Annotated in this window: 20 protein-coding genes; 18 read left to right on the top strand and 2 right to left on the bottom strand. The window is 66.2% G+C overall.

What is annotated here, in order from left to right:
- Window positions 1-21: 21 nt before the first annotated feature.
- The 13 genes from DIE21_RS07185 to DIE21_RS07120 all read left to right on the top strand — a co-directional run bounded on the left by DIE21_RS07185 (window position 22) and on the right by DIE21_RS07120 (window position 14999).
- Complete coding sequence (locus DIE21_RS07185; RefSeq protein WP_124497028.1) at window positions 22-969, top strand: substrate-binding domain-containing protein; 948 nt, start codon at window positions 22-24, stop codon at window positions 967-969.
- Between the two features lie 12 nt (window positions 970-981).
- Window positions 982-2100, top strand: a complete 1119-nt coding sequence (locus DIE21_RS07180) for an ABC transporter permease (protein ID WP_124497027.1) — start codon at window positions 982-984, stop codon at window positions 2098-2100.
- Window positions 2101-2913: an ATP-binding cassette domain-containing protein gene (locus DIE21_RS07175; protein WP_124497026.1), complete on the top strand. Its 813-nt coding sequence runs from the start codon at window positions 2101-2103 to the stop codon at window positions 2911-2913.
- Window positions 2914-2993: 80 nt separating this feature from the next.
- On the top strand, window positions 2994-4127 hold the full coding sequence (locus tag DIE21_RS07170; protein WP_124497025.1) for a Gfo/Idh/MocA family protein: 1134 nt from the start codon (window positions 2994-2996) through the stop codon (window positions 4125-4127).
- Complete coding sequence (locus DIE21_RS37125; RefSeq protein WP_185642732.1) at window positions 4124-5047, top strand: TIM barrel protein; 924 nt, start codon at window positions 4124-4126, stop codon at window positions 5045-5047. Before DIE21_RS07170 ends, DIE21_RS37125 begins: the two co-directional genes overlap by 4 nt.
- Window positions 5044-5910, top strand: coding sequence for an SMP-30/gluconolactonase/LRE family protein (locus DIE21_RS07160; RefSeq protein WP_185642731.1), 867 nt, complete (start codon window positions 5044-5046; stop codon window positions 5908-5910). Before DIE21_RS37125 ends, DIE21_RS07160 begins: the two co-directional genes overlap by 4 nt.
- A complete protein-coding gene (iolG, locus tag DIE21_RS07155; RefSeq protein WP_311767435.1) occupies window positions 5843-6952 on the top strand; it encodes an inositol 2-dehydrogenase in 1110 nt (369 codons plus the stop codon). Before DIE21_RS07160 ends, iolG begins: the two co-directional genes overlap by 68 nt.
- Before the next feature lie 443 nt (window positions 6953-7395).
- Window positions 7396-8463 carry a porin gene (locus DIE21_RS07150; protein WP_124497023.1) on the top strand — a complete coding sequence of 356 codons (1068 nt, stop codon included), beginning with the start codon at window positions 7396-7398 and terminating at the stop codon, window positions 8461-8463.
- 1005 nt (window positions 8464-9468) lie between these two features.
- Window positions 9469-9882, top strand: coding sequence for a DoxX family protein (locus tag DIE21_RS07140; protein WP_124497022.1), 414 nt, complete (start codon window positions 9469-9471; stop codon window positions 9880-9882).
- Window positions 9883-10048: 166 nt separating this feature from the next.
- On the top strand, window positions 10049-10993 hold the full coding sequence (locus tag DIE21_RS07135) for an SDR family oxidoreductase (protein ID WP_124497021.1): 945 nt from the start codon (window positions 10049-10051) through the stop codon (window positions 10991-10993).
- Window positions 10994-11462: 469 nt separating this feature from the next.
- The gene (locus tag DIE21_RS07130) at window positions 11463-12812 is read left to right on the top strand and encodes a reverse transcriptase family protein (protein ID WP_124497020.1); all 1350 of its coding nucleotides are present in this window, start codon (window positions 11463-11465) and stop codon (window positions 12810-12812) included.
- Between the two features lie 343 nt (window positions 12813-13155).
- On the top strand, window positions 13156-13485 hold the full coding sequence (locus DIE21_RS07125; RefSeq protein ID WP_124497019.1) for an H-NS family nucleoid-associated regulatory protein: 330 nt from the start codon (window positions 13156-13158) through the stop codon (window positions 13483-13485).
- Between the two features lie 266 nt (window positions 13486-13751).
- Window positions 13752-14999 carry an MFS transporter gene (locus DIE21_RS07120; RefSeq protein ID WP_124497018.1) on the top strand — a complete coding sequence of 416 codons (1248 nt, stop codon included), beginning with the start codon at window positions 13752-13754 and terminating at the stop codon, window positions 14997-14999.
- A 134-nt stretch (window positions 15000-15133) separates the two neighbouring features.
- Here DIE21_RS07120 and DIE21_RS07115 read toward each other — a convergent pair whose 3' ends face one another.
- Together DIE21_RS07115 and DIE21_RS07110 are read right to left on the bottom strand one after the other, a co-directional pair.
- Complete coding sequence (locus DIE21_RS07115) at window positions 15134-16051, bottom strand: NAD(P)-dependent oxidoreductase (protein WP_124497017.1); 918 nt, start codon at window positions 16049-16051, stop codon at window positions 15134-15136.
- A gap of 166 nt (window positions 16052-16217) precedes the next feature.
- Complete coding sequence (locus DIE21_RS07110; RefSeq protein ID WP_124497016.1) at window positions 16218-17471, bottom strand: LysR family transcriptional regulator; 1254 nt, start codon at window positions 17469-17471, stop codon at window positions 16218-16220.
- A gap of 475 nt (window positions 17472-17946) precedes the next feature.
- Between DIE21_RS07110 and DIE21_RS07105 the strand changes: the two genes are divergently transcribed.
- The 5 genes from DIE21_RS07105 (at window position 17947) to ligK (ending at window position 23136) form a co-directional block, all read left to right on the top strand.
- Complete coding sequence (locus DIE21_RS07105; protein ID WP_124497015.1) at window positions 17947-18489, top strand: hypothetical protein; 543 nt, start codon at window positions 17947-17949, stop codon at window positions 18487-18489.
- 75 nt (window positions 18490-18564) lie between these two features.
- Window positions 18565-19869 carry a gallate dioxygenase gene (locus DIE21_RS07100; RefSeq protein WP_124497014.1) on the top strand — a complete coding sequence of 435 codons (1305 nt, stop codon included), beginning with the start codon at window positions 18565-18567 and terminating at the stop codon, window positions 19867-19869.
- Window positions 19870-20001: 132 nt separating this feature from the next.
- Entirely contained in the window at window positions 20002-21351 is a 1350-nt protein-coding gene (locus tag DIE21_RS07095; protein WP_124497134.1) for an aromatic acid/H+ symport family MFS transporter, read from the top strand.
- 73 nt (window positions 21352-21424) lie between these two features.
- The gene (locus tag DIE21_RS07090) at window positions 21425-22450 is read left to right on the top strand and encodes an amidohydrolase family protein (RefSeq protein ID WP_124497013.1); all 1026 of its coding nucleotides are present in this window, start codon (window positions 21425-21427) and stop codon (window positions 22448-22450) included.
- A 2-nt stretch (window positions 22451-22452) separates the two neighbouring features.
- Window positions 22453-23136, top strand: a complete 684-nt coding sequence (ligK, locus tag DIE21_RS07085) for a 4-carboxy-4-hydroxy-2-oxoadipate aldolase/oxaloacetate decarboxylase (protein ID WP_124497012.1) — start codon at window positions 22453-22455, stop codon at window positions 23134-23136.
- The last annotated feature ends 3 nt before the right edge of the window (window positions 23137-23139 follow it).

Here is a 23139-nt window from a genome sequence, read left to right as displayed (position 1 = left end):
TATCGATATCAGGAGACGAAAATGTTGAATGCATGGAAGAAACTCAAGACCCTCGTGCTGGCCGGTACCCTGGCTGTTGCCGCGGTACATGCAGGCGCCGCGGAATCGGAGAAGATCATTCTGATCACGCACGGCCTGGCGAGCGATCCGTACTGGAATATCGTCAAGCACGGCGCCAACGACGCAGCCAAACAGCTGGGCGTTACCGTCGAGTACCGTTCCCCGCCTACGTTCGACATGGTGCAAATGTCGAATCTCATCAATGCGGCCGTCAATCAGCGACCCGCGGGCATCATCGTCAGCATCCCCGATGCAAACGCGTTGAGCGGTGCAATCAAGAACGCCGTGGCGTCCGGCATCCCGGTGATCTCGGTCGACTCGGGCGCGGATGTGGCAGCGAAGTTCGGCACGCTCCTTCACATCGGACAACCTGAATACCCGGCCGGCAAGGCGGTAGGGGAGCGCCTGAAGGCGTTGGGCCTGAAGAAGGCCATCTGTATCAATCACGAGGTGGGCAACACGGCACTCGACGATCGTTGCCGCGGCGTGAAGGACGGATTCGGCGGCAACGTGACGGTGTTGCCGACGGCCGCCGATTTCCAGCAGGTGAAGGCCAAGGTCGCAGCCGCGCTCGCGCAGGATCCCTCGGTCGACGCGGTCGTCGCACTGAGCGCGGGCCAGTCCGGCGAACCGGCCGTGGCCGCGGCGCAGGAGTCGAAGCGCGCGAATCTGAAGGTCGTGTCGTTCGATCTCTCGCCGGGCTTTCTGAAAGATGTGGCCGAAGGCAGAGCGCTCTTCGCCGTCGAGCATCAGCCCTATCTGTTCGGTTACCTCGGCACGGTGTTGCTGGTCAACGAAATCCGCTATGGCCTGCTCCCGACCAACAAGGTCATCGAGACGGGGCCCAAGTTCATCACCAAAGCCGATGCGCAACGCGTGACGAGTCTGTCCGCGAAGGCCATCCGGTAACAGGAGGAAACCATGCAACACATTCGTGCTTCGAGAGCGCCAGCCATGCCGGATGAGCGGCTCAAGAACGTCTCGCAGCTCCGGCGCCTGATGCGGCGCCCCGAGCTGGGCGCAATGGCGGGCCTCATCCTCGTGGGTCTGTTTTTCTTCGCGACCGCAAGCAGCTCGATGTTTTCCGTCGCCGGGATCATGAACTTCATGACGCCCGCCTCGCAGCTGGGCATTCTGGCCATCGGCGCGGCGCTGCTCATGATCGGCGGCGAGTTCGACCTTTCGATCGGATCGATGATCGCGTTTGCGGGGCTTGTTTTCGGCACCTGTCTGGTGGTGTTCCACCTGCCGCTCGTCATCGCAATCGGCATCACGTTTCTGGTGGCTGCCGTGTTCGGCGCGATCAACGCGCAGATCGTTCTGCGCACCGGGCTGCCATCCTTCATCGTGACGCTGTCGTTTCTGTTCATGCTGCGCGGGCTCACGCTGGTCGGCCTGAAGAAGGCGACGGGCGGGCTGACCCAGCTTCGTGACATCACCGAAGCAGCGGATTCCTCGTGGCTCGTTCACGTGTTCTCCGGCAATGCCCTGACAGGGCTGTTCAGCTGGCTCGCCCAGCACGACCTGATCGCGACGTTCCCGAATGGCGAGCCGAGCGTGAAAGGCGTGCCTGTTTCGGTGTTGTGGTTTATCGGCCTGACGATCGTCGCGACGGTCATCCTGGTCCGGACCACCTTCGGCAACTGGATCTTCGCGGTCGGCGGCGACACCGCGGCGGCCCGCAATTCGGGCGTGCCGGTCACGCGCGTCAAGCTCATCCTGTTCATGACGACGGCCTGCTGCGCCGCGCTGGTCGCGGTGCTGACGGTGCTGGACGCGGGGTCCACGGATGCGAGTCGCGGGTTCCAGAAGGAGTTCGAAGCCATCATCGCGGCAGTCATCGGCGGGTGCCTGCTCACGGGCGGCTATGGCTCCGTCATCGGCGCGTTTTTCGGTTCGCTCATCTTCGGCATGGTGGTCATCGGTTTGAGTTACACGGGTATCGACCAGGACTGGTACCAGGTGTTCCTGGGCGCCATGCTGCTCGTGGCCGTGCTTTTCAATAATGTCGTGCGCAAGCGCGCGACGGGGGAGCGTTAAATGGAAACCACGCCACTTATCGAAGCTCGCAATCTCGTCAAGCATTTCGGTTCGGTGATCTCGTTGAACGGTGTGTCGCTGACGGTGTACCCGGGCGAGGTGCTATGTCTGCTGGGTGACAACGGGGCGGGCAAGTCGACATTGATCAAGACGCTGTCCGGCGTACACAAGCCGACTTCCGGTGAACTGTTGGTCAGCGGCAAGCCGGTCGAGCTGGACAGTCCGCGGGATGCGCTGGATCAGGGCATTGCGACCGTGTATCAGGATCTCGCGATGATTCCGCTCATGTCGATCGCGCGCAACTTCTTCATGGGGCGCGAACCGAAGAAAGGTTTCGGACCGGTCAAGTTCTTTGACGCGCAGCATGCGCTCAAGGTGACGCGTGAAGAGATGCTCAAGATCGGTATCGACGTGCGCGATCCGGAGCAGGCTGTCGGCACGCTTTCGGGCGGCGAGCGGCAGTGCGTGGCCATTGCACGTGCGGTCTACTTCGGCGCAAAGGTCCTGATTCTGGATGAACCAACCTCGGCCCTCGGCGTGCGTCAGACCGCGATGGTGCTGCGATACATCAATCAGGTCCGGGCAAAGGGCCTGGGCGTGATCTTCATCACGCACAACGTGCGTCACGCGCATACCGTAGGCGATCGGTTCGTCATTCTCAAGCGCGGAACGACGCTCGAGACGCGCAAGCGCGGCGACGTGACCCTCGAGGAGCTGTACAACCTGATGGGTGGCGGCGACGAGCTCAACGAAATTGCCAACGATGTCAACGAAAGCAGCATCAGTCGTAGTCGCGATGCGGTATCGCATTGAGTAATGCCATTCACGTGGGGAGAGGACGACGCTCGTCCGAAGCCCGCAGTTTTCAAAACCAGATTCAAGGAACGTTTGAAATGTCAGTGATTCGAGTCGGAATGATCGGCGCCGGTTGGATGGGGCGTGCGCACGCGGCGGCGTTCGAGAGCGCGACACGCATTTTCGGTACTGAACCCGCAACACTCAAGATTGTTGCAGTGGCAGACGTGAGCGAGGCGGCGGCCGGCGATTTCGCGCAACGTTTTGGCGTCGACCGCTGGACGACGGATTGGCGCACGGTGGTGAACGATCCCGACATCGATGTGATCGATATCACCACACCCAATGACGTGCATCCGGAAATCGCGCTGGCCGCGATTGCAGCGGGCAAGCACGTCTATTGCGAGAAGCCGATGGCCAACTCGGCCGCCGAAGCCAAGGCCATGCGGGACGCCGCGGAGGCCGCGGGCGTCGTGACCATAGTCGGCTTCAACTACCTCTGCAGTCCTATTCAAGCGTATGCGCGCCAGCTCGTGCAATCCGGCGCGCTCGGCGAGATTTTCCATTTCCGCGGCATGTTCGACAACGACTACATGGTCGGGCCAGAGTTCCCCTTTACCTGGCGCACCGACGCCGCGGTGGCCGGCCGGGCCGGCGCGCTGGGCGACATGGCCAGTCATGTGCTGAGTCTCGCGCACTACCTGGTCGGTGACGTCACCGAGGTATGCGGCACCCGGCAGGTTCTGCACGCCGAACGCAAGACGGCTGCGGGCGTGGCGCGCAAGGTCGAGAACGACGATCTGGCGCAGTTCGTCTGCCGCTTCGGGAACGGCGCTTCGGGTTATATCGAGGCCAGCCGCATCGGCACCGGCCGGAAGCTTTATCTCGCCTACGAAATCCAGGGCACGAAGGGTTCGCTGCTGTTCGATCAGGAGCGCATGAACGAACTCTACTTCTATCGCCAGACCGACGATCCGGCCGAACGTGGCTACAAGCGGATTCTGGCGGCGCCCGAGCATCCCGACTATGCAGCCTTCTTCGGCCTGCAGGGGAATCCGCTCGGTTACAACGATCTCAAGATCATCGAAGCGCGTCGCCTCATCGAGTCCGTCGCGCTCGGACAACGCTGGATCGCCGATTTTTCGTTCGGCTATCGCGTGGACCGTGTGGTCGAAGCCGTACTGACTTCCGTCGAACAGAATCGCTGGGCCAGCACCGAGGAGATTGCATGATGTCGTCGAACTACCGTCTTGCCAATGCGCCGTGCTCGTGGGGCGTGGACTTTGCCGACCGACCGGAAAACCCGGCCTGGACCCGTGTGCTCGACGAGGCTGCCGCCTCGGGATTCGCGGCCATCGACCTCGGGCCGGTCGGCTACCTTCCCACCGACCCGGTGCGTCTCGCGCATGAACTCCGCGAACGCGGTCTGGGCCTGTCCGCGGGCGGCCTGTTCGATCCGCTCACCGATGCCGCGGCCTTGCCGAAGGTGCTCGACAAGACCCGCAGGACCTGCGAAATCCTGAAGGCACTCGATGCGCCGCGCCTGGTGATCATCGACTGCGTGTCGACCGAACGCGGCAAGACGGCCGGGCAGTCGGCCGCCGCACCGCGGCTCTCCGATGCGGAGTGGGGGGCGATGATACAGCGGATCATCCAGATCGCGCTGATCGCGCGGGACGAGTACGGCGTGAAGTCGTATCTGCATCCGCACGCGGGCTGCTACATCGAGTTCGAGGACGAGGTCGATCGCGCGATGCGTGACCTTCCTGAAGACCTCGTGGGTCTCTGCGTCGATACCGGTCACTCGGCGTATGCCGGAATCGATCCGGTGAAACTGATCGAGCGGTACGGTTCGCGAATCGGTCACATGCACTTCAAGAACATCGACCGCGACGTGCACGCTCAATGCGTTGCGGAGGGTGTCGATTTCTTCAGCGCCATTGCACGCGGTGTCTTCTGTCCGCTGGGCAAAGGCGTTGTCGATTTCGTGGCCGTGCGCGATGCGTTGAGCCGGATCGGCTACAAGGGGCTGGCGGTGGTCGAGCAGGACGTCGATCCGTCGGGCGCCGCGTCGCCTTTCGACAACGCGCGCGAGAGCTACGACTATCTGGAATCGGTCGGCATCGCGCCTGCACGCAGGTCCGTCGCATGAATGCAACCTGCCTCGTCGACGCACGCAATACCCTGGGGGAAGGGTGCGTCTGGGATCCGCGCGACGACAGCCTGTACTGGACGGACATCGAGGAGAGCCGGATCTATCGGCTGTCGTCAGCACAGGAGGTCACCTCGTACGCGCTGCCCGAGCGGGCCGGTTTCATCGTGCCGCGCAAGGACGCCGGATTCATCGTCGGGCTGGCGAGCCGGATCGCCCGGGTCGACGCGGGATTCTCGCGCTTCGACACGGTGACGGAGGTGGAGCCGGCGCTTGCGCAAACCCGCGTGAACGACGCGGCGGTCGACCCGTTCGGCGGCATCGTGTTCGGCACCTTCGACGAGCGCGACAGGCAGCCCGTGGCGAGCCTGTACCGGCTGTCCCCCGAGGGCGAACTGCGACAGCTCCTTCGCGACGTCACGATCAGTAACGGGATCGCGTTCTCGCCGGACGGGCAGATCATGTATTTCGCGGACACGCCCGTTGGTGTCATCCGGCGGTTCAAGGTCGGCGCGGCGTTCGCAAGCCTCGACGAGATCGAGCCGCTGGCCGCCGCGCAGGTGGCGCCCGGGTCGCCCGACGGCGCCATCGTGGATCGCGACGGCGGCTACTGGAGCGCACGCGTGTGGGGCGGATGCGTCGTGCGCCTATCCGCCGACGGCGCGGTGACCGATCGGATCGACCTGCCGACGAAAGGCCCCACGTGCGTGGCATTGGGCGGCCCGGCCGGCAATCGTCTTTTCATCACGACGCTGCGTGTGAGGCACACGCAAGAAGAACTGGACAGTGCCCCGCATGCGGGCGGGCTGTTTGTCGCCGATGTCGCCGTGCCTGCGCAGTCGCCACGACTCGCGTTGCTTTAGAGAGAACATCACCATGTCGAAAAAAGTAAGGATTTGCGTCTTCGGTGCGGGCCGCATGGGCGAGCGGCACATTGCGAACGTCGCGGCGAACGAGCGCGCGGAACTCGCGTACGTCGTCGATACGGACCTGTCCCGTGCGACCGCGCTGGCTGGAAAGTACGGTTCCCGGGCGGTCGACCAACCGTCGGTGGCCTTGTCGGACCCGAGCGTCGATGCGGTCATTATTTCGTCCGCGACGAACACCCATGTCGACCTGATCGTTGCGTCGGCCAAGGCGGGGAAGGCGATTCTGTGCGAAAAGCCGATCGACCTCGACATGTCGAGGGTCGATATGTGCGCGAAGGCGATCGAGGGCTGTAACGTCCCCATCATGATCGGCTTCCAGCGCAGGTTCGATGCGACGCACCGCGCCGTGAGCGACGCGGTAACGCGCGGCGAGGTCGGCGACGTCGAGGTCATCTCGATCGTCAGCCGCGATCCGAGCCCGCCGCCGGCTGCCTACATTGCCGTCTCCGGCGGTCAGTTTCACGACCAGATGATTCACGATTTCGACCTGGCGCTGTGGCTGTCGGGTGCGGCGGGACGCGTCGAGGTCTTCGCGATGGCCAGCAATCTGGTCGATCCCGCGATCGGCGAGTTGGGCGATTCCGACACGGCTCAAGTGACGTTGAGATTCGAGAGCGGCGCATTTTGTCGCATCGATTGCAGCCGGCGCGCCGCGTATGGATACGATCAACGGGTCGAGGTGTTCGGGTCGAAGGGCATGGTATGTTCCGCCAATCCCGGCCGCACCGCGATCGAGCGGTATTCGGTGCACGCAACCGCCGCCCGCGACGTGCTCAACCCGGGCTTCATGGAACGCTATTGGCCGACGTACGCGGCGGAACTCGATGCATTCCTGGATGTGGTGTGTGGCGCTGCTCGCGCTGCTCCCGACTTCGAAAGCGGCCGGCGCGCACTGCTGCTGGCCGATGCGGCGCGCGAGTCCAGCAGGGCCGGACGGATCGTCGTGGTTGACATCGGCCCCGGCGAGCGCCTCTGAAGATCCGATCCGATGAGATGGCTTCCTCCTCCGGCACGCTTCGATGCACCGTGCCGGAGAGAGGCATGGCACGCTTTTCGGCGAGCCAGCGCAATGTCGAGCGCCTGGCTGGTGTCCGGGATGCCGGTCGCCGCCCGGGCGGCCCCGCGTGATCGTCCGATCTGGATGTCGGCCATGGCGTGCCTTCATCGTCCGGTTTCATGGCCGAGTGAATAGCCATCCGGCGTCCAGCTGTTGGCTCGAATTGCAGTTGTCGAATTGATTTTTCGTCTAATTAAATAGGATAACTGAGAAAAACTCCTGAGAGAGGAAACGAGGAATTTGCCGGCATGGGTGGCGAATTTTCTCGACGCGTGGGCATGGTGGTGGATTTGAAGTGACTGTAACGGCCCGCTAGAGGCCAGGATGTTGTTAATGGAGATCTTTTCGTTAAGGAAAACGAAATGTACAGGAAATCGATGTGTGGCCTCATTTTGTCCGCCGGATTATGCGGCGCTCACGCGCAGAGCAGCGTGACGCTTTACGGGCGGGTTGCTTCCGGGCTTGATTTCGTTACGAACGTGGCGACGCCAAGCGGTCAGTCGAAGACCAACTATCGTTTCGGAAGCAATCAGTACGGGATCAGCTGGTGGGGATTGACGGGCAAGGAAGATCTTGGCGGCGGGCTGAAAGCGGAATTCAAGCTCGAAAGCATGTTCACCGCCGGAACGGGGCAGTTGCCGGGACAAAGCCTGTTCAACCGGTACGCATACGTGGGTCTCGGCAAGGACGGCTGGGGAAGCGTGTGGGCCGGCCAGGTCATGAGTCTGACCGACGAGACCGGATTTTATCTTGACCCGTTCGGGCAGCAGGCAACGGGCATCGCGAACTTTGCGAAGGGGCGTGCGTGGGGTTCGCGTTCCAATTCATTGACCTATAACTCACCGAAGTGGGCGGGCTTCTCCTTCCGTCTTCAGAACGGCTTCGGCAACCAGGCCGGAAATTTTCGCGGGAGCCGGCAGTTCAGTGGAAGCGCGGCCTATTCTCTCGGTGACTTCAACGCATACGGGGTCTACGAGGAGATCCGCGATGCCAACGGGAAATTCTCGGATCCCTACACCGCGTCGCGCGAATACATGATTGGCGGCACTTATCAGTTCGGCGCGCTGAAGGTTTACACGGGGTATCAGGCCCTGGTGTCATCTGGGCGCGATACGGTCGTCAGTTCCGATAATCCGGCGGGCGCCACGCGGAATGAACAGGAATGGCTGGGGGCAACCTATCAGGCCAACCCCGCGCTGGCATTCCAGGCAGGGTGGTACCACGGTAACGCGAATCATGGCGGCGGCAGCGGCAACCTCGGGGTTGTCGGTGCGACGTACAGCCTGTCGAAGCGCACGTTCGTGTATGCGACGTTCGGCGCCATGTTCAATGGCCGGACGTCCAACTTCCCGGTCGAAACGGCAGACTCCTTGCCGTTGCCGGGGCACAACCAGCAAGGCGGGTACGTCGGCATGATGCACTACTTCTGAAATATGACGGACGCCGGGAGGGCTGGCGTGTCGGCGTTGGTCCTTCATCGGCGGGCGCCCCGGTTTCGCGGGGCGCTTCGCTTATGCCGGAATCGGGGTGGCGGCGAACTGCGCTTGTCATTCGACCTCGACGGCACGGCCTCGCGGCAGTCTCCCATGGAGCAAGACAAAACATGAGCAAGCGAATCCTCTTCGAGAGCACACTCGCCCGGTCCGTCACTCACGTTTCCGGCCGATGGGCGTACGCACTCGAGTTCCAGGCCAACTCAGCGCCTGCGATAGCGACTCGGCGAACTGCTGAAGGAGGTCGGTCGACATCGATGGTCACGCTGTACGCGGCCATCGCAGCTGGCGTGGGCCGCGGTAGGGAGGCGCAGCGTATTACGTTCATGATCGGATAATCACGAAGCGGCGGCACGCCCGGCAGAATCGAATTGCAGAGCGGCAGTCTGTCCGGTGCTCGCGTCGGCGTGAAAGGCGGTGAGGCGCTGAGCGGCGGTGGGGCAGCGTTACTTTCACTCGAGAATGGTTTCAATGCAGTGAACGGCCGAGCTAATCAGGGCCGCCGGCCGTTCGGTCCTCGGAGTCATGTTGGCTTGCGCACGGCCGCCGGTCACATGCTGATCGCGGGACGGCTGTACGACCCGTACGTCCATCTCAAGGAAAAGCGAAAACAGGTTTGTTTGCTCCAGTTCGGATTTCGTTTGCGATGCCCAACCGGCCACGCATGACACGTTTGTTACGTGACAATTGTCCACTAATTCGAGACAGCCAATATTGTTTTGACGGATTGATGATTTCCGGTGAGACAGTAGACTGCACCCGTGCTTCGCCAGAACCGTTCCGCAGCGCGCCATGACGGCGCGACCGGACGGATTCTTCGGCGGCGGGCCGACCGGCTCGCGGTTCGATCGTGCGAGGAGGGTTCGTTGTCGATCCGTAGGTTCGCCGTTGCGGCGGACGTCGGCACCGAATGCGTCAAACCGTCAATTCAAGGTGATTGCTATGCGTTACGTTTCGCTGGAGTCGAAGAAGGACGAGCTGCTGCTGGCGGCTCGTGTGCTGATGATGATCCTGTTCGTGCTGTTCGGCTGGCAGAAGCTGAACGGCTTCTCGGGCACGGTCGCGTACATGGTCTCGACGGGGGCGCCGTCGCCCGAGTTGTCGGCGGTGATCGCGGTGGCGGTCGAGCTGGTCGGCGGCGCGCTGATCGCGGTCGGGTTCTATACGCGTCCGCTCGCGCTGGTGTTCGCGGCCTATACGCTCGTGACCGCGCTGATCGGGCATCGCTACTGGGCGCTGCAGGGCATGGACCAGTATCTCGCGATGATCCATTTCTACAAGAACATCAGCATCATCGGCGGGCTGCTGTTGCTCGCGGTCAGCGGGCCGGGCCGGTATTCGTTCGACCGGAAGTGAGACAGCGCGGCAGTTTCCTGCCGCACGACGGGCCCGGTGCGCGGAAGCAATCGCGCACCGGGCCTTGTTTCATCGCGCGCACGTCGTCGCCGTGGGATCGAAATCGACATCGGTCGCCGGTTCTCGTATAGATTGGGGCCCTCATCCCCTTTCACCGTTGGCTACCGTGTCGCACCCGACCATTCTCCTCATCGGCGCGTCCGGCCTGCTCGGCCGTGCAGTCGCCGCATCGCTGTCCCGCGAATCGTCGCTGACGCTGGTCGCAACCATCCGCAACCCGGACACCGCCGGCGCGCGGCATCTCGCGTTGCCGCCTGAAAACATCGCCCGACTCGACGCTCTCGACCAGCCGGCGCTCGAACATCTCCTTGAAACCCACCGGCCGGCCGCCGTGATCATCTGCGCTGCCGAGCGCCGCCCGGACGTCTGCGAACGCGACCCCGCGGCCGCGCGTGCGATCAACGTCGACGCGCCGGCCCGCATCGGCGCGCTCGCCGCGCGCCACGGCGCGTGGACGCTCGGCATCTCCACCGACTACGTATTCGACGGCAAGGCCGCGCCTTACTGCGAAGATGCCACGCCGAACCCGCTGAACGTCTATGGCCGCACCAAGCTGGAAGGCGAGGCCGCGTTGCTCGCCGCGTCGCCGCTTGCCTGCGTGCTGCGCCTGCCGTTGCTCTATGGCCCGATCGTCGACTGGCGCGAGTCGGCCGTCACGAGCCTCGTGCCGGCGATCGCCGCGTCCGCGCGACCGGGCGCGGACGCGGCCGGCATGGACGCGTGGGCGATCCGCTATCCGACCTACACGCCCGACGTCGCGGAGGTCATCCGCGACCTGACGCTGCGCCATCTCGCGGGCGCGTCCGTCACCGGCATCCGTCATTGGTCGGGCCGGGAACCGATGACGAAGTACGACATCGCGCAGCGGATCGCGGCCGCGCTCGGCGTCGACGCAGCGCTCGCGCGGATCGACACGCCGGCCGATGCGACGCCGCGCCCGTACGATTGCCATCTGGATGCTGCGAGCCTGCGCGCACTCGGGATCGAGCATGCGACACCGTTCGCGACCGGGCTGCAAGCCGTGTTGCGCGACGCGCCGCCGCTGCCGTAAGCGCGGCGTGCGCCGCGCTGCCGAAACGCGCGGCGGCGGTCATCGTCGCCGCACGGCAAGACGTTGCACTGCGCAACATTCCCGATTGCCGGGAAACGTCGTGGCCGCGGGGCGGCGCGTCCGGCTCGCCGATAGCCTGACGCATACGAACAAATCACGCGCGCACGGGCGGGCCCATGCCGGCACGTCTTCGTGCCGGACCCGATCGCGCGCGACCTGCGCGACGCCGGGCATGAGCGTCGCGCGCCCCGTCATTTGACACCCCGCGCGCCCGGCCATTAAAGTCGCGTCGCGGGGCGGTGGGTCAAGCACACCCCCGGAACAGGCAGCCGAAGTTCCAGGACTACGGGGCTACCCCGTGGATGAGACCGACACCCCGATGCGTCGCAAGAGCGCAGGTTGCGCGTTGCGCAACGACTGCTCTCGCAGCACCTGTCACGTTGACTCATCGTCCCGCCCATTCTTCTCCATGCAAGCATCCCGGTTCGATACAGCCCGCGCGATTGCCGAAGCGATGCTGGCCGGCCCGCCCGAACGCGGCGGCATGCTCGAGCGCATCGCGACCGTGCTCGGCGCCGCACCGTCGTGGGGGCACGCGCTCGTGGATCACGCGATCGCGCACTTCGGCACGCACTGGACCGGCGTCGATACCGACCTGCTGGCAAGCGCGCTGGCCGATACGTCGGCGTTCATGATCGCGTGGTACGGCAATAATCGGCCGGTCGTGATGCGCATCGTGCGCCGGCCGCCGGTTCAGCGACCGTTGCCGCCGCGGCTCGCCGGCATCGACGTGCCGCCATGGCCGACGTGCGGCGACCTTGCACGCTGGCTCGGCGTGAGTGCGCCCGAGCTCGACTGGCTGTCCGACCGCTGGCGTGTCGACACGCGCGGCAGCGACTCGCCGCTGCATCACTACACGTACGCGGGCTACGACAAGCGTCGCGGCGGCTGCCGCCTGATCGAGATCCCGAAGGGCCGGCTGCGCGAAGCGCAGCGCCGCATCCTGCACGGGCTGCTCGATCGCATCCCGCCGCACGATGCGGCACACGGCTTTCGCAAGGGGCGGGGGATCGTGTCGTTCGCCGCGCCGCATGCGGATCGCGACGTCGTCGTCCGTTTCGATCTCGCGGATTTCTTCGTGTCGGTGCGCGCGGCGCGGGTCCATGCGCTGTTCACGACGCTCGGCTATCCGGCGGAAGTGGCGCGGACGCTGACCGCGCTGTGCACCAACCGCGTGCCGTCGGCGCGGCTGCTCGCGCCCGACCTGCGCGACCGGTTCGACTGGGCCGGCCGCCAGCGCTACCGCAGCCGCCATCTGCCGCAGGGCGCGCCGACCTCGCCGGCGCTGGCGAACCTGTGCGCGTTCCGCCTCGACATGCGGCTCGCGGCGCTCGCGCGTTCGCTCGACGCGACCTACACGCGCTATGCGGACGATCTCGCGTTCTCGGGCGGCGGCGCGTTCGCGCGCGAGGCGGGGCGGCTGCAGGCGAGGGTCGCCGCGATCGCACTCGAGGAAGGCTTCGCGCTGCAACTGCGCAAGACGCGCGTGATGCGGCGCGGCGTGCGGCAGCAACTGGCCGGCGTGGTCGTCAATCGCCATCCGAACCTGGCGCGCGACGAGTTCGATGTCCTGAAGGCCATCCTGACCAACTGCATCCGCCACGGACCGGTGTCGCAGAATCGCGCCGCGCACGCGGATTTCCGCGCGCACCTGGCCGGACGCGTCGCCCATGCAAGCGCGCTGAACGCCGCGCGCGGCGCGAAGCTGCATGCATTGTTCACACGGATCGCGTGGGACGGGCGCGGCTGCGGTGCGTAATTCGCCGCGCCGGCGTCGATGCTCGCGGGCCGACGAAGCCGCGCGTGCGCCGGACCGCAAAAGTCTTCAAACACGATGGATGCGCACTGCTATCATTCGCGCCATGCCGCGCCCGTGCAAGGGTGCGACGCCCGGTGGCGACGAGGTCGCCACCGACGGCTCGCCGCGTGTTGCGTATCGATGTCATCCGGCTTTCGACGATCGCGTTGCCTGCGGCACACTGCGAAAGCCTCGCAGGTCCAGGCAAACGATTCACGTATCGCAACACAGATTGGCGGAACTTCGTGATAGGTTCAGCCATCGGAGGTTTTTTGAATAAAACATGCCCAAAGAGGATGAATACATGACCCAGGCCCTGCAGGAACTCGAAGCACAACTTCGGGACCTGAACATCAAGTTGTCGGACGCCAAGCAGAAGGAGAAGCAAGCCGCACTCTCGGCATTCAAGGAGCAGGTCGAGCTGTTGGGCATCTCGCAGCAGGAAGTGCTGAGCGCCCTCGGCTACATCGTCCAGCGAAAACGCAAGGCGCCTGCCAAGTATTACGATCCGACGACCGGCCGCTCATGGTCGGGCCGCGGCCCGCGACCCAAATGGCTCGAAGGCAAGGATCTCGACACGCTGCTCGTCGACCGCGAGGCCAAAACCTGGTGGCCCGGGGACGACCAGGGCTGACCCAGCATCGCACCGGCACCACTCCGGTGCCGTTCGACCCGCGCCGGCGGCGACGCCGGCCACGCAACACCGGTTTCTCCTCCTTCTTTCGGTGTCCCGCCTGATTGCGGGTCCCGGCTTCCGAATCTTTCAAATTCATTACCGCTGCCGCCCGTTTCCGTTCCCGGAAGCGGGCGTGCGGCGCTTTCCGTGCGCGTGCGCTTGCCGGCCCGTCATGCGCGGGAACTGGCTTTAGAATGTCGCCCGGACATTTCCGGCAGGACATCATGGCAGCAAACATCAAATCTTCGACGCTCGGCGATCCGGCGGCGCCGCGCACGGAGCAGGTCGGGTCGTACGCATGGAAGGCGCTGGCCGGCTCGGCGATCGGCTACGCGATGGACGGCTTCGACCTGCTGATTCTCGGCTTCATGCTGCCCGCGATCACGGCTGCGCTGCAGCTGACGCCCGGACAGGGCGGCGCGCTCGTCACGTGGACGCTGATCGGCGCCGTCGCGGGCGGCATTCTGTTCGGTGCCCTGAGCGACCGCTACGGCCGCGTGCGCGTGCTGACCTGGACGATCATGCTGTTCGCTGTCTTCACCGGCCTGTGCGCGTTCGCGCAGGGCTTCCGCGATCTGCTCGTGTACCGGACCATCGCCGGCATCGGCCTCGGCGGCGAGTTCGGGATCGGCATGGCGCTCGCGGCCGAAGCGTGGCCGGCGAGCAAGCGGGCCCGCGTGTCGTGCTACGTCGCGCTCGGCTGGCAGGCCGGCGTGCTGCTGGCCGCGCTGCTGACGCCGCTGCTGCTGCGCCAGGTCGGGTGGCGCGGGATGTTCGTGGTCGGCGTGCTGCCCGCGCTGCTCGCGTGGGTGCTGCGCAACCGGCTGCACGAGCCGGAAGTCTTCGTGCAGCGCGCGACGCAGCCGCGCGCCAACGCGTTCCGGATGCTCGTCGCCGACGCCCGCACCGCGCGCACGAGTCTCGGCATCGTGATCCTGTGCTCGGTCCAGAACTTCGGCTACTACGGGATCATGATCTGGCTGCCGACCTTCCTGTCGAAACAGATGGGCTTCTCGCTGACGAAGTCGGGGCTGTGGACGGCGGCGACCGTCGTCGGGATGATGATCGGCGTCTGGACGTTCGGGCAGCTCGCCGATCGAATCGGCCGCAAGCCGACGTTCCTGCTGTACCAGCTCGGCTCGGTCGTGACGGTCGTTGCGTATGCGCGCCTGTCGGATCCGACGGCGATGCTGTGGGCCGGCGCGCTGATGGGGATGTTCGTCAACGGGATGGTGGGCGGCTACGGGGCGCTGATGTCCGAGGGCTATCCGACCGCCGCGCGCGCGACCGCGCAGAACGTGCTGTGGAATATCGGCCGCGCGGTCGGCGGCTTCGGGCCGGTGGCCGTCGGCGCGCTGGCCGCGCGCTACTCGTTCCAGACGGCGATCGCGTTGCTCGCGGGCCTTTATGTGCTCGACATGATCGCGACGCTGTTCCTGATCCCCGAGCTCAAGGGCGTCGAGCTCGAATGACGAGGCGCGGCGCCCGGTCGGGTGTCGCGGCCCGGCGTCACGCCGCCATGCAGTTCAACGATTCATCACCGGAATTCACGATGCTCGCCGGACGCGGAACAGGCGCCGCGACTGGGCCGCCGCGCGCGGGTGCATCAGTCGCCCGCCGTGGGCGCTGACGGCGGCCGTTCGTCCAGCCGGTCGAGCACCTGCTTCCAGTCGAACGGCAGCAGAGCGTCGTAGGCGAGCCCGCGCGCGGCCATCCTGTCGACGAAGCGATCCTGCACGCGGGCGCACGCATCGCTCATCTCCGGCGCCACGCCGCCTTCGCGCAGCGTGTCGCACACTTCGCGCATCTCCGCCGCGCGCCGGCGTCCGTGCTCGGCGACGCGGCTGATGAGGTAGCCGGGCAGGTCGGGCAGCGTCGCGAACGAGCCGAAGGTCTGCCGCAGCGACGCGAGCACCAGCGCATCGGCGCCGTATGCGCGTGCGGCGTCCAGGCATTCGACGGTCAGCGCCTCGATTCCCTTGATCATCACGCTGCGGCACATCTTCGCCGCCGACGCGACGCCGACGCGGGTCGACACGGGCTGCGCGTCGAAGCCGAGCGCGTTCAGCTCGCACGCGACCGCTTCGGCCGCCAGGCCGGCGAGCAGCATCGGCACGGCGAGGCCGTGCGGCGGCACGGGCGCCATCACGGCCGCTTCGACGTAGCGGCCGCCGGCGGCTTCGATCAGCCGTTGGCCGTGCTGCTTCATCGCGGGCGATACCGAGTTGATGTCGATGAAGGTCTGGCCCGGGCGGATGTGCGTGGCGACCGCCGCGGCGACTTCCGCGTCGGACGACGCCGTCACGGCGGACACGATCCAGCGTGCGTCGCGGATCGCGGCGGCGAGCGTCGACGCGGCTTCGACGCGCAGGCGCGCGGCCTTGTCGCGCATCGCGGGCGCCGACCGTGCATCGTCGAGCTGCCGGTCGTACATCGTCACGCGCACGTCGCGGGCGGCCAGCGCGCCGCCGAGCAGGCCGCCGGCTTCGCCGAAACCGATGAAGGCAATCGCCGGGTCGATCATCGTGTCGCTCCTCAGGAAGGTGATGCGCGGGCGGGGCGGGCGGTATCGCGATGCCTTATGGCGGTGCCGCGCAGCGGCCGGACGCCGAACCGCATATCGACTGCATTGTCGGTCGATTCAAGTACCGGCCGCGATGCGAATCGGGTGCGGCAGCCATGCGCTTTCCTTATCGCGCGGCGGCGGTGGCGTGCGGCGTGCGCGCGACCTCGGTCGCGACGACGCGAATCGCATCGATCAACGCGCGCGCGGCCGGCGATGGCGGGCTGCCGGCGCGCGTCATCAGGCCGATGTCGCGGGTCGTTTCGCGCATCGAGACGTCGAGAACGGCCAGCAGCCCCGCTTCGCATTCGTAGTGCAGCTGCTGCGCGGACAGTACCGCGAGCATGTCGGTGTGCAGCAGCAGGCCGCGAATCACCGCGAGGTCGGCGCTCTCGACGGTCGGCATCGGCGGCTTGAGCTTCATGCGCCGGAACCGCGATTCGAACAGGCCGCGCGCGGGCGAGTGGCTGCGCGGCAGGATCCATTGCGCGCGGGCGAGGCTCGCGAGCCCGAGGTTGCGCACACCGGCGAGCGGGTGATCGTGCCGCGCGAGCACGACGAGATTCTCGGACATCAGCCGTTCGTTCTCGAGGTCGCTCGCCGGATCGCTCGCGCGCAACGCGCCGAGGATGAAGTCGATGTCACCGGCGCGCACGCCGGCGACGAGCGCCTCGTACGCGCTTTCGTCGGTGATCACGCGCACCTTCGGGTAGCGCGTGACGACGCGCGCGACCGCTTCGGGCAGCATCAGCGTGCGGCCGAGCGGCAGCGCGCCGACGGTCACGACACCCTGGATGCTGCCGTGCAGCGCGGCGACGTCGTCGGCGACGTGCCGCAGTTCGTTCAGCGCGCGCCGCACGTGCAGCAGGAACGTCTCGCCGTCGGTCGTCAGCAGCAGGCCGCGCGGATGACGATGGAACAGCGCGAAACCCGCGCCGCTCTCGAGAATCCGGATCGCGCTGCTGACGGCCGGCTGCGTGACGCCGAGCGCACGCGCCGCGCTCGGCATGTGCCGGTGCCGCGCGAGCGTCGAGAACAGCTGGAGCCGCCGCGTGTTGAGCAGGAACGCGGGCAGGCCGCCTTCGGCCGATGCGCGGCGGCGCGACTGGCGCAGCGTGCACCAGTTCGCGAGCGCGCCGAGTTCGGCGAACACGCGTTCGCCGCGCTTCAGCACCGCACGCCCGACCGGCGTCGCGAGCATGCCCGACGGCTTGCGATCGAACAGCGGTTCGCCGAGGGCCGTTTCGAGTTCCTGCACCGCGCGCGTGACGGCCGACTGCGCGCGAAACAGCGTGGCGGCGGCCCGGCTCACGCTGCCCGTTTCGGCAACGCGCTGCACCGCGTACAGGCAGGCGAGGTTCGGGAGTTCGGTGTTGTCCATGGGGCGATCGGGCGGTGTGCGTCGCGGCGGCGAACGCGGGGATGACATGCCTGCATCCGTGCGGCCCGCGCCGGCGGCGGAGCGGGTTGACCGACTTTACCGGAACGGTGGCGGCGGAGCTTGCGTCGTGCTTATCCGCCTATCTGTTTTGTTTATCGGTCGTGAATCGTCCGGCGACCGGCCGCGAACGGCGACCCGGCGCGTGTCCAGCCGCGAGCGCCATGTCCGGCGGGCTTCCCGGGCATCGGCGTGGCGGTTCGCATGGTGGCTCAAAGCTTGTCCGACAGGCCGTTTCGTCGAAATGCAAGGGTTTACCCTGACTGTCTCGTGTGGCCGCCGAATGCGTAATTTCGATCCCGGGGACCGCAAGCACGCGGTTGCCGGCGCATCGGGCCGCCATCTGATTCATTGTTCGTCCGATCACGAAGGGCGTTGCGCGTCGCGCGGCGCCCGCATACACGAGCGAGGCAGCGCAATGGGACGACAGCACATCATCGGGGCCGGCGGATCGACGGACGCGGCGCGGGGCAGCACGACGTTTGCCGACACGGTACGCGCGGGTATTCGCGGCGGCCTCGCGGGTGCGGTGCTGATCTGGGTGTACGAGGCGCTCGTCTGGGTCGGCGCGCAGCACCTGATGCCGCTCGCCGGCATTCCGCGCAACGCGACGGGGCTCGTGTTCGGCAAGGCCGCGCAGGAGGCGCTGGGCATCGGCGCGTACTTCATCGGCACCGCGATCCACTTCGTTTTCGCACTGTCGTGGGGCATCGTGTTCGCGGCGATCTGGCCGTGGTTTCGCCGGCGCGGCTTCGAGGCGACGTTCGTCGCGCTGTTCTTCGCGATCGTCGCGTGGATCGTGATGCACGCGCTGATCATGATCGCATCGAGCAATCATCCGAACTATTTCGACCCGAACGTGATCATCGGCGGGTTCATGTCGCATTTCGTCTTCACCGTTCCGCTTGCGCTGGTCGTCAAGCGCAGCCTCGCGCCGCAGCCGCACGGCCGCGTCTCGTAAGCGGACGCGCACGCATTCAATCAGTGGCGGACGGCGAGGCCGGACCGCATTCGAGCATCACGAAGGAGCATTGGCATGGCACGGATTATCGGAGGCATCGCAGCCTCCCACACGCCCACGATCGGGTTCGCGTTCGACAAGAACAAGCATGACGATCCCGTCTGGGCGCCGATCTTCGAGAACTTCGCGCCGCTGGGCGCGTGGCTCGCCGACCAGCGCCCCGACGTGCTGCTGTTCATCTACAACGACCACGTGACGTCGTTCTTCTTCGACCACTACTCGGCGTTCTCGCTCGGCGTCGGGCCGCAGTGGGATCCGGCGGACGAAGGCGGCGGCGCGCGCGACCTGCCGCCGATCGCCGGCCACCCGGCGCTGGCCGCGCATATCGGCCAGTCGCTGATGGCCGACGAGTTCGACATGTCGTTCTTCCAGAACAAGCCGCTCGACCACGGCTGCTTCTCGCCGCTGTCGGTGCTGTGTCCGCACCGGCCCGACTGGCCGGTGCGGCTCGTGCCGCTGCAGATGGGCGTGCTGCAGTTGCCGGTGCCGTCCGCGCGCCGGTTTTTCCGGCTCGGGCAGGCGCTGCGCCGCGCGATCGAAAGCTATCCGGAAGACCTGCGCGTCGCGATCGTCGCGACCGGCGGGCTGTCGCACCAGGTGCACGGCGAGCGCTCGGGCTTCAACAATCCCGAATGGGACGCGCGCTTCCTCGACCTGCTCGAGCGCGACCCCGAACGCCTGGCCGACATGCCGCTCGCCGAATACGCGACGCTCGGCGGCTTTGAAGGCGCCGAGGTCGTGATGTGGCTCACGATGCGCGGTGCGTTGCCGGCCGGCGTCGTGTGCCGTCACCGCAGCTACTACCTGCCGTCGATGACGGGCATCGCGACGGCCGTCTACGAGCCGGCCGACACCGACATCGACGAAGCGGCCGCCGAACGCCATCGGCAGCGGATCGCGGCGGAGCTCGCCGGCGTCGAGCAACTGCCGGGGACCTATCCGTTCACGATCGAGCGGGCCGTTCGCGCATACCGGATCAACGATTACCTGCACCGGATGATCGAGCCCGCGCATCGCGCGCGGTTCCTGAGCGACCCCGAAGCGAGTTTCGAAGCCGCGGGCCTGAGCACCGACGAGCGCGACCTGATCCGCCAGCGCGACTGGCTCGGCCTGCTGCGCTACGGCGTGATCTTCTTCCTGCTGGAGAAACTGGGCGCGGTGACGGGTGTATCGAACCTGCACATCTACGCGGCGATGCGCGGCGAATCGCTGGAGGAATTCCAGCGCACGCGCAACGCGCCGGGCGCGCTGTACTCGGTGGCCGGCAAGAGTGCGGGGCCGCTGGGCTGGGACGACGCGGACAAGCCGCGCAACACGTAACGCGTGACGAAGGCGCGCGGGAACGTAGCGCCTTCATGACCGCAAGTTCGGAAGTGAATCAAGCCATATAAATAGGATGACGAATCGATCGATCTATTGGTCGATCGTCGACAAGGAGACAGGAGAGTCATGATGGCAAGTGGAAAGACAATCGACATCAAGGCGTTCATCGATGAACGGCCGGTGTCGCGGTACCAGTGGCTGCTGGTCGTGCTGTGCTGCCTCGTCGTGATCGCCGACGGGATGGACGTCGCGATCATGGGTTTCGTCGCACCGTCGGTGATTCGCGACTGGGCGATCTCGCGGCCCGAGTTCGGGCTCGTAATGAGCGCGGCACCGATCGGTCTCGTGATCGGCGCGCTGCTGGCCGGCCCAAGCGCCGACCGGTTCGGGCGCAAGCGCGTGCTGATCGCGTCGGTGTTCCTGTTCGGCGTGTTCACGATCGTGACCGCGCAAGCGCATTCGCCGTTCGAGATGGCGATGCTGCGGCTGCTGACCGGCATCGGTCTCGGCGCGGCAATGCCGAACACGACGACGCTGTTGTCGGAGTACGCGCCGCAGCGGATGCGCGCGCTGATGATCACCGTGATGTTCACCGGTTTCAACCTAGGCTCGGCGCTGATCGGCTTCGTCGCCGGCTGGCTGATTCCGCTGCACGGCTGGCGCACGGTGCTGCTGTTCGGCGGCGCGCTGCCGCTGCTGCTGATTCCGCTGCAGCTGTGGCTGCTGCCCGAATCGGCGCGCCTGCTGGCCGTGCGCGGCGCGCCGTCGCAACGCATCGGCGCGCTGCTGAACCGCGTGTGCGGCGGGCAGTTCAGCGGCAACGAGACGTTCGTGTCGAACGAGCCGCCGCTGCCGACGCGCAAGCCGATCGGCGTGCTGTTCTCGCAAGGCTATGGCCGCGTGACGCTGTCGCTGTGGATCACGTACTTCATGGGGCTGCTGGTGATCTACCTGCTGACCGGCTGGCTGCCGACGCTGATCAAGGACGCCGGCCTGTCCGTCAGCACGGCGGCGAACGTGACCGCGATGTTCCAGATCGGCGGCACGATCGGCGCGATCGGCGTGGGCTGGCTGATGGACCGCGTGCGGCCGGCGCCGGTGATCGGCGCCGCATATCTCGGCGGCGGGCTGTGCGTGGCCGTGATCGCGTGGGCCGGTGCGTTGTCGTCGTCGCTCGCGCTGCTGGTGTTCGCCGCCGGATTCTGCATGAGCGGCGCGCAGACGGGGCTGAACGCGTATGCGCCGGGACGCTATCCGACCGTTGCGCGCGCAACCGGCGTGAGCTGGATGCTGGGGATGGGCCGCTTCGGCAGCATCTTCGGCTCGGCGATCGGCGGCGCGCTGCTCGGCGTCGGCTGGAAGTTCGACGCAATCCTGTCGATGCTCGCGGTGCCGGCCACGCTGGCCGCGATCGCGATCATGACGACGCAGCGCGCGGCCGCGCCCGAACCGCAGGAACTCGAAAACCCGGCGCACTGACGCACGTTGCGGACCGCCGTCCGGCGCGGTTGTCGGCAGGGTGCCGGACACATCATCAAACGCAGGAGCATCAATGATCATCGACATTCACGGCCACTACACCACCGCGCCGAAGGCGCTGGAAGCGTGGCGCAATCGCCAGGTCGCGGCGATCGGCAGTCCGTCGGAACAACCGAAGGTGGCCGAGCTGAACATCAGCGACGACGAACTGCGCGAATCGATCGAACACAACCAGCTGCGGCTGATGCGCGAGCGCGGCCTCGACCTGACGATCTTCAGCCCGCGCGCGAGCTTCATGGCGCATCACATCGGCGACTTCGCGGTGTCGAGCACGTGGGCGGCCGTGTGCAACGCGCTGTGCCATCGCGTCCAGCAGCTCTTTCCCGATCATTTCGTGCCGGCCGCGATGCTGCCGCAGAGCCCGGGCGTCGATGTCGCGACCTGCGTTCCGGAGCTCGTGCGCTGCGTCGAGGAATACGGCAACGTCGCGATCAACCTGAATCCGGACCCGTCCGGCGGCCACTGGACGAGCCCGCCGCTGTCGGACCGCTACTGGTACCCGATCTACGAGAAGATGGTCGAGTACGACATTCCCGCGATGATCCACGTGAGCACGAGCTGCAACGCGTGCTTCCACACGACGGGCGCGCACTACCTGAACGCCGACACCACGGCCTTCATGCAGTGCCTGACCTCCGACCTGTTCCGCGATTTTCCGACGCTGCGTTTCGTGATCCCGCATGGCGGCGGCGCGGTGCCGTATCACTGGGGACGTTTTCGCGGGCTCGCGCAGGAGCTGAAGAAGCCGCTGCTGAAGGCCCACCTGCTGAACAACGTGTTCTTCGATACGTGCGTCTATCACCAGCCGGGCATCGACCTGCTGACCGGCGTGATTCCAGTCGACAACATCCTGTTCGCGAGCGAGATGATCGGCGCGGTGCGCGGCATCGATCCCGAAACCGGTCACTACTACGATGACACGAAGCGCTACATCGACGCATCGTCGCTCGATGCAGACGCGCGTCGCAAGATCTACGAAGGCAATGCGCGGCGCGTGTATCCGCGCCTGGATGCGCAACTGAAAGCGAAGGGGCTCTGATCATGACTGAACTCGGCGTGGTGTACCGCACGATCCATCGGGCGGACCAGGACGTCGCCGCGCGCCTCGGCGCGCTCGGCTCGGCAACGGTGCACGAGGCGATGGGCCGCACGGGGCTGCTCAAGCCATACATGCGGCCGATCTATCCGCGTGCGCACGCATCCGGCACCGCCGTCACGGTGCTGCTGCATCCGGGCGACAACTGGATGATGCATGTCGCGGCCGAACAGATCCGGCCGGGCGACGTGGTCGTCGCGGCAGTCACCGCGGATTGCACCGACGGCTATTTCGGCGACCTGCTCGCGACGAGCTTCAAGGCGCGCGGCGCGCACGCGCTGATCATCGATGCCGGCGTGCGCGACGTCGCGGTGCTCGAGACGATGCAGTTTCCGGTCTGGAGCAAGGCGATTTCGGCGAAAGGCACGATCAAGGCGACGCTCGGCTCGGTGAACGTGCCGGTCGTGTGCGCGGGGGCGCTCGTCAATCCCGGCGACGTGATCGTCGCGGACGACGACGGCGTGGTCGTGGTGCCGGCCGCGCGTGCGGCGCAGGTGCTCGAGAAAGCCATCGCGCGCGAGTCGAACGAAGCCGCGAAGCGCGCGAAGCTCGCGTCCGGCGTGCTCGGGCTCGACATGTACGACATGCGCGAGCCGCTGCGTCAGGCCGGCCTGCGCTACATCGACTGATGC

Source organism: Burkholderia sp. Bp9140, assembly GCF_003853425.1.
Lineage (GTDB): Bacteria > Pseudomonadota > Gammaproteobacteria > Burkholderiales > Burkholderiaceae > Burkholderia.
This window is presented reverse-complemented; position numbering and strand designations above follow the sequence as displayed.

Coding starts and splice junctions, on each gene's coding strand:
- DIE21_RS07185 (WP_124497028.1), top strand. CDS start 22: ATGTTGAATGCATGGAAGAAACTCAAGACCCTCGTGCTGGCCGGTACC.
- DIE21_RS37125 (WP_185642732.1), top strand. CDS start 4,124: ATGATGTCGTCGAACTACCGTCTTGCCAATGCGCCGTGCTCGTGGGGC.
- DIE21_RS07150 (WP_124497023.1), top strand. CDS start 7,396: ATGTACAGGAAATCGATGTGTGGCCTCATTTTGTCCGCCGGATTATGC.
- DIE21_RS07120 (WP_124497018.1), top strand. CDS start 13,752: ATGGCAGCAAACATCAAATCTTCGACGCTCGGCGATCCGGCGGCGCCG.
- DIE21_RS07130 (WP_124497020.1), top strand. CDS start 11,463: ATGCAAGCATCCCGGTTCGATACAGCCCGCGCGATTGCCGAAGCGATG.
- DIE21_RS07160 (WP_185642731.1), top strand. CDS start 5,044: ATGAATGCAACCTGCCTCGTCGACGCACGCAATACCCTGGGGGAAGGG.
- DIE21_RS07115 (WP_124497017.1), bottom strand. CDS start 16,051: ATGATCGACCCGGCGATTGCCTTCATCGGTTTCGGCGAAGCCGGCGGC.
- iolG (WP_311767435.1), top strand. CDS start 5,843: ATGCGGGCGGGCTGTTTGTCGCCGATGTCGCCGTGCCTGCGCAGTCGC.
- DIE21_RS07125 (WP_124497019.1), top strand. CDS start 13,156: ATGACCCAGGCCCTGCAGGAACTCGAAGCACAACTTCGGGACCTGAAC.
- DIE21_RS07180 (WP_124497027.1), top strand. CDS start 982: ATGCAACACATTCGTGCTTCGAGAGCGCCAGCCATGCCGGATGAGCGG.
- DIE21_RS07100 (WP_124497014.1), top strand. CDS start 18,565: ATGGCACGGATTATCGGAGGCATCGCAGCCTCCCACACGCCCACGATC.
- DIE21_RS07105 (WP_124497015.1), top strand. CDS start 17,947: ATGGGACGACAGCACATCATCGGGGCCGGCGGATCGACGGACGCGGCG.
- DIE21_RS07140 (WP_124497022.1), top strand. CDS start 9,469: ATGCGTTACGTTTCGCTGGAGTCGAAGAAGGACGAGCTGCTGCTGGCG.
- DIE21_RS07170 (WP_124497025.1), top strand. CDS start 2,994: ATGTCAGTGATTCGAGTCGGAATGATCGGCGCCGGTTGGATGGGGCGT.
- DIE21_RS07110 (WP_124497016.1), bottom strand. CDS start 17,471: ATGGACAACACCGAACTCCCGAACCTCGCCTGCCTGTACGCGGTGCAG.
- ligK (WP_124497012.1), top strand. CDS start 22,453: ATGACTGAACTCGGCGTGGTGTACCGCACGATCCATCGGGCGGACCAG.
- DIE21_RS07175 (WP_124497026.1), top strand. CDS start 2,101: ATGGAAACCACGCCACTTATCGAAGCTCGCAATCTCGTCAAGCATTTC.
- DIE21_RS07090 (WP_124497013.1), top strand. CDS start 21,425: ATGATCATCGACATTCACGGCCACTACACCACCGCGCCGAAGGCGCTG.
- DIE21_RS07095 (WP_124497134.1), top strand. CDS start 20,002: ATGGCAAGTGGAAAGACAATCGACATCAAGGCGTTCATCGATGAACGG.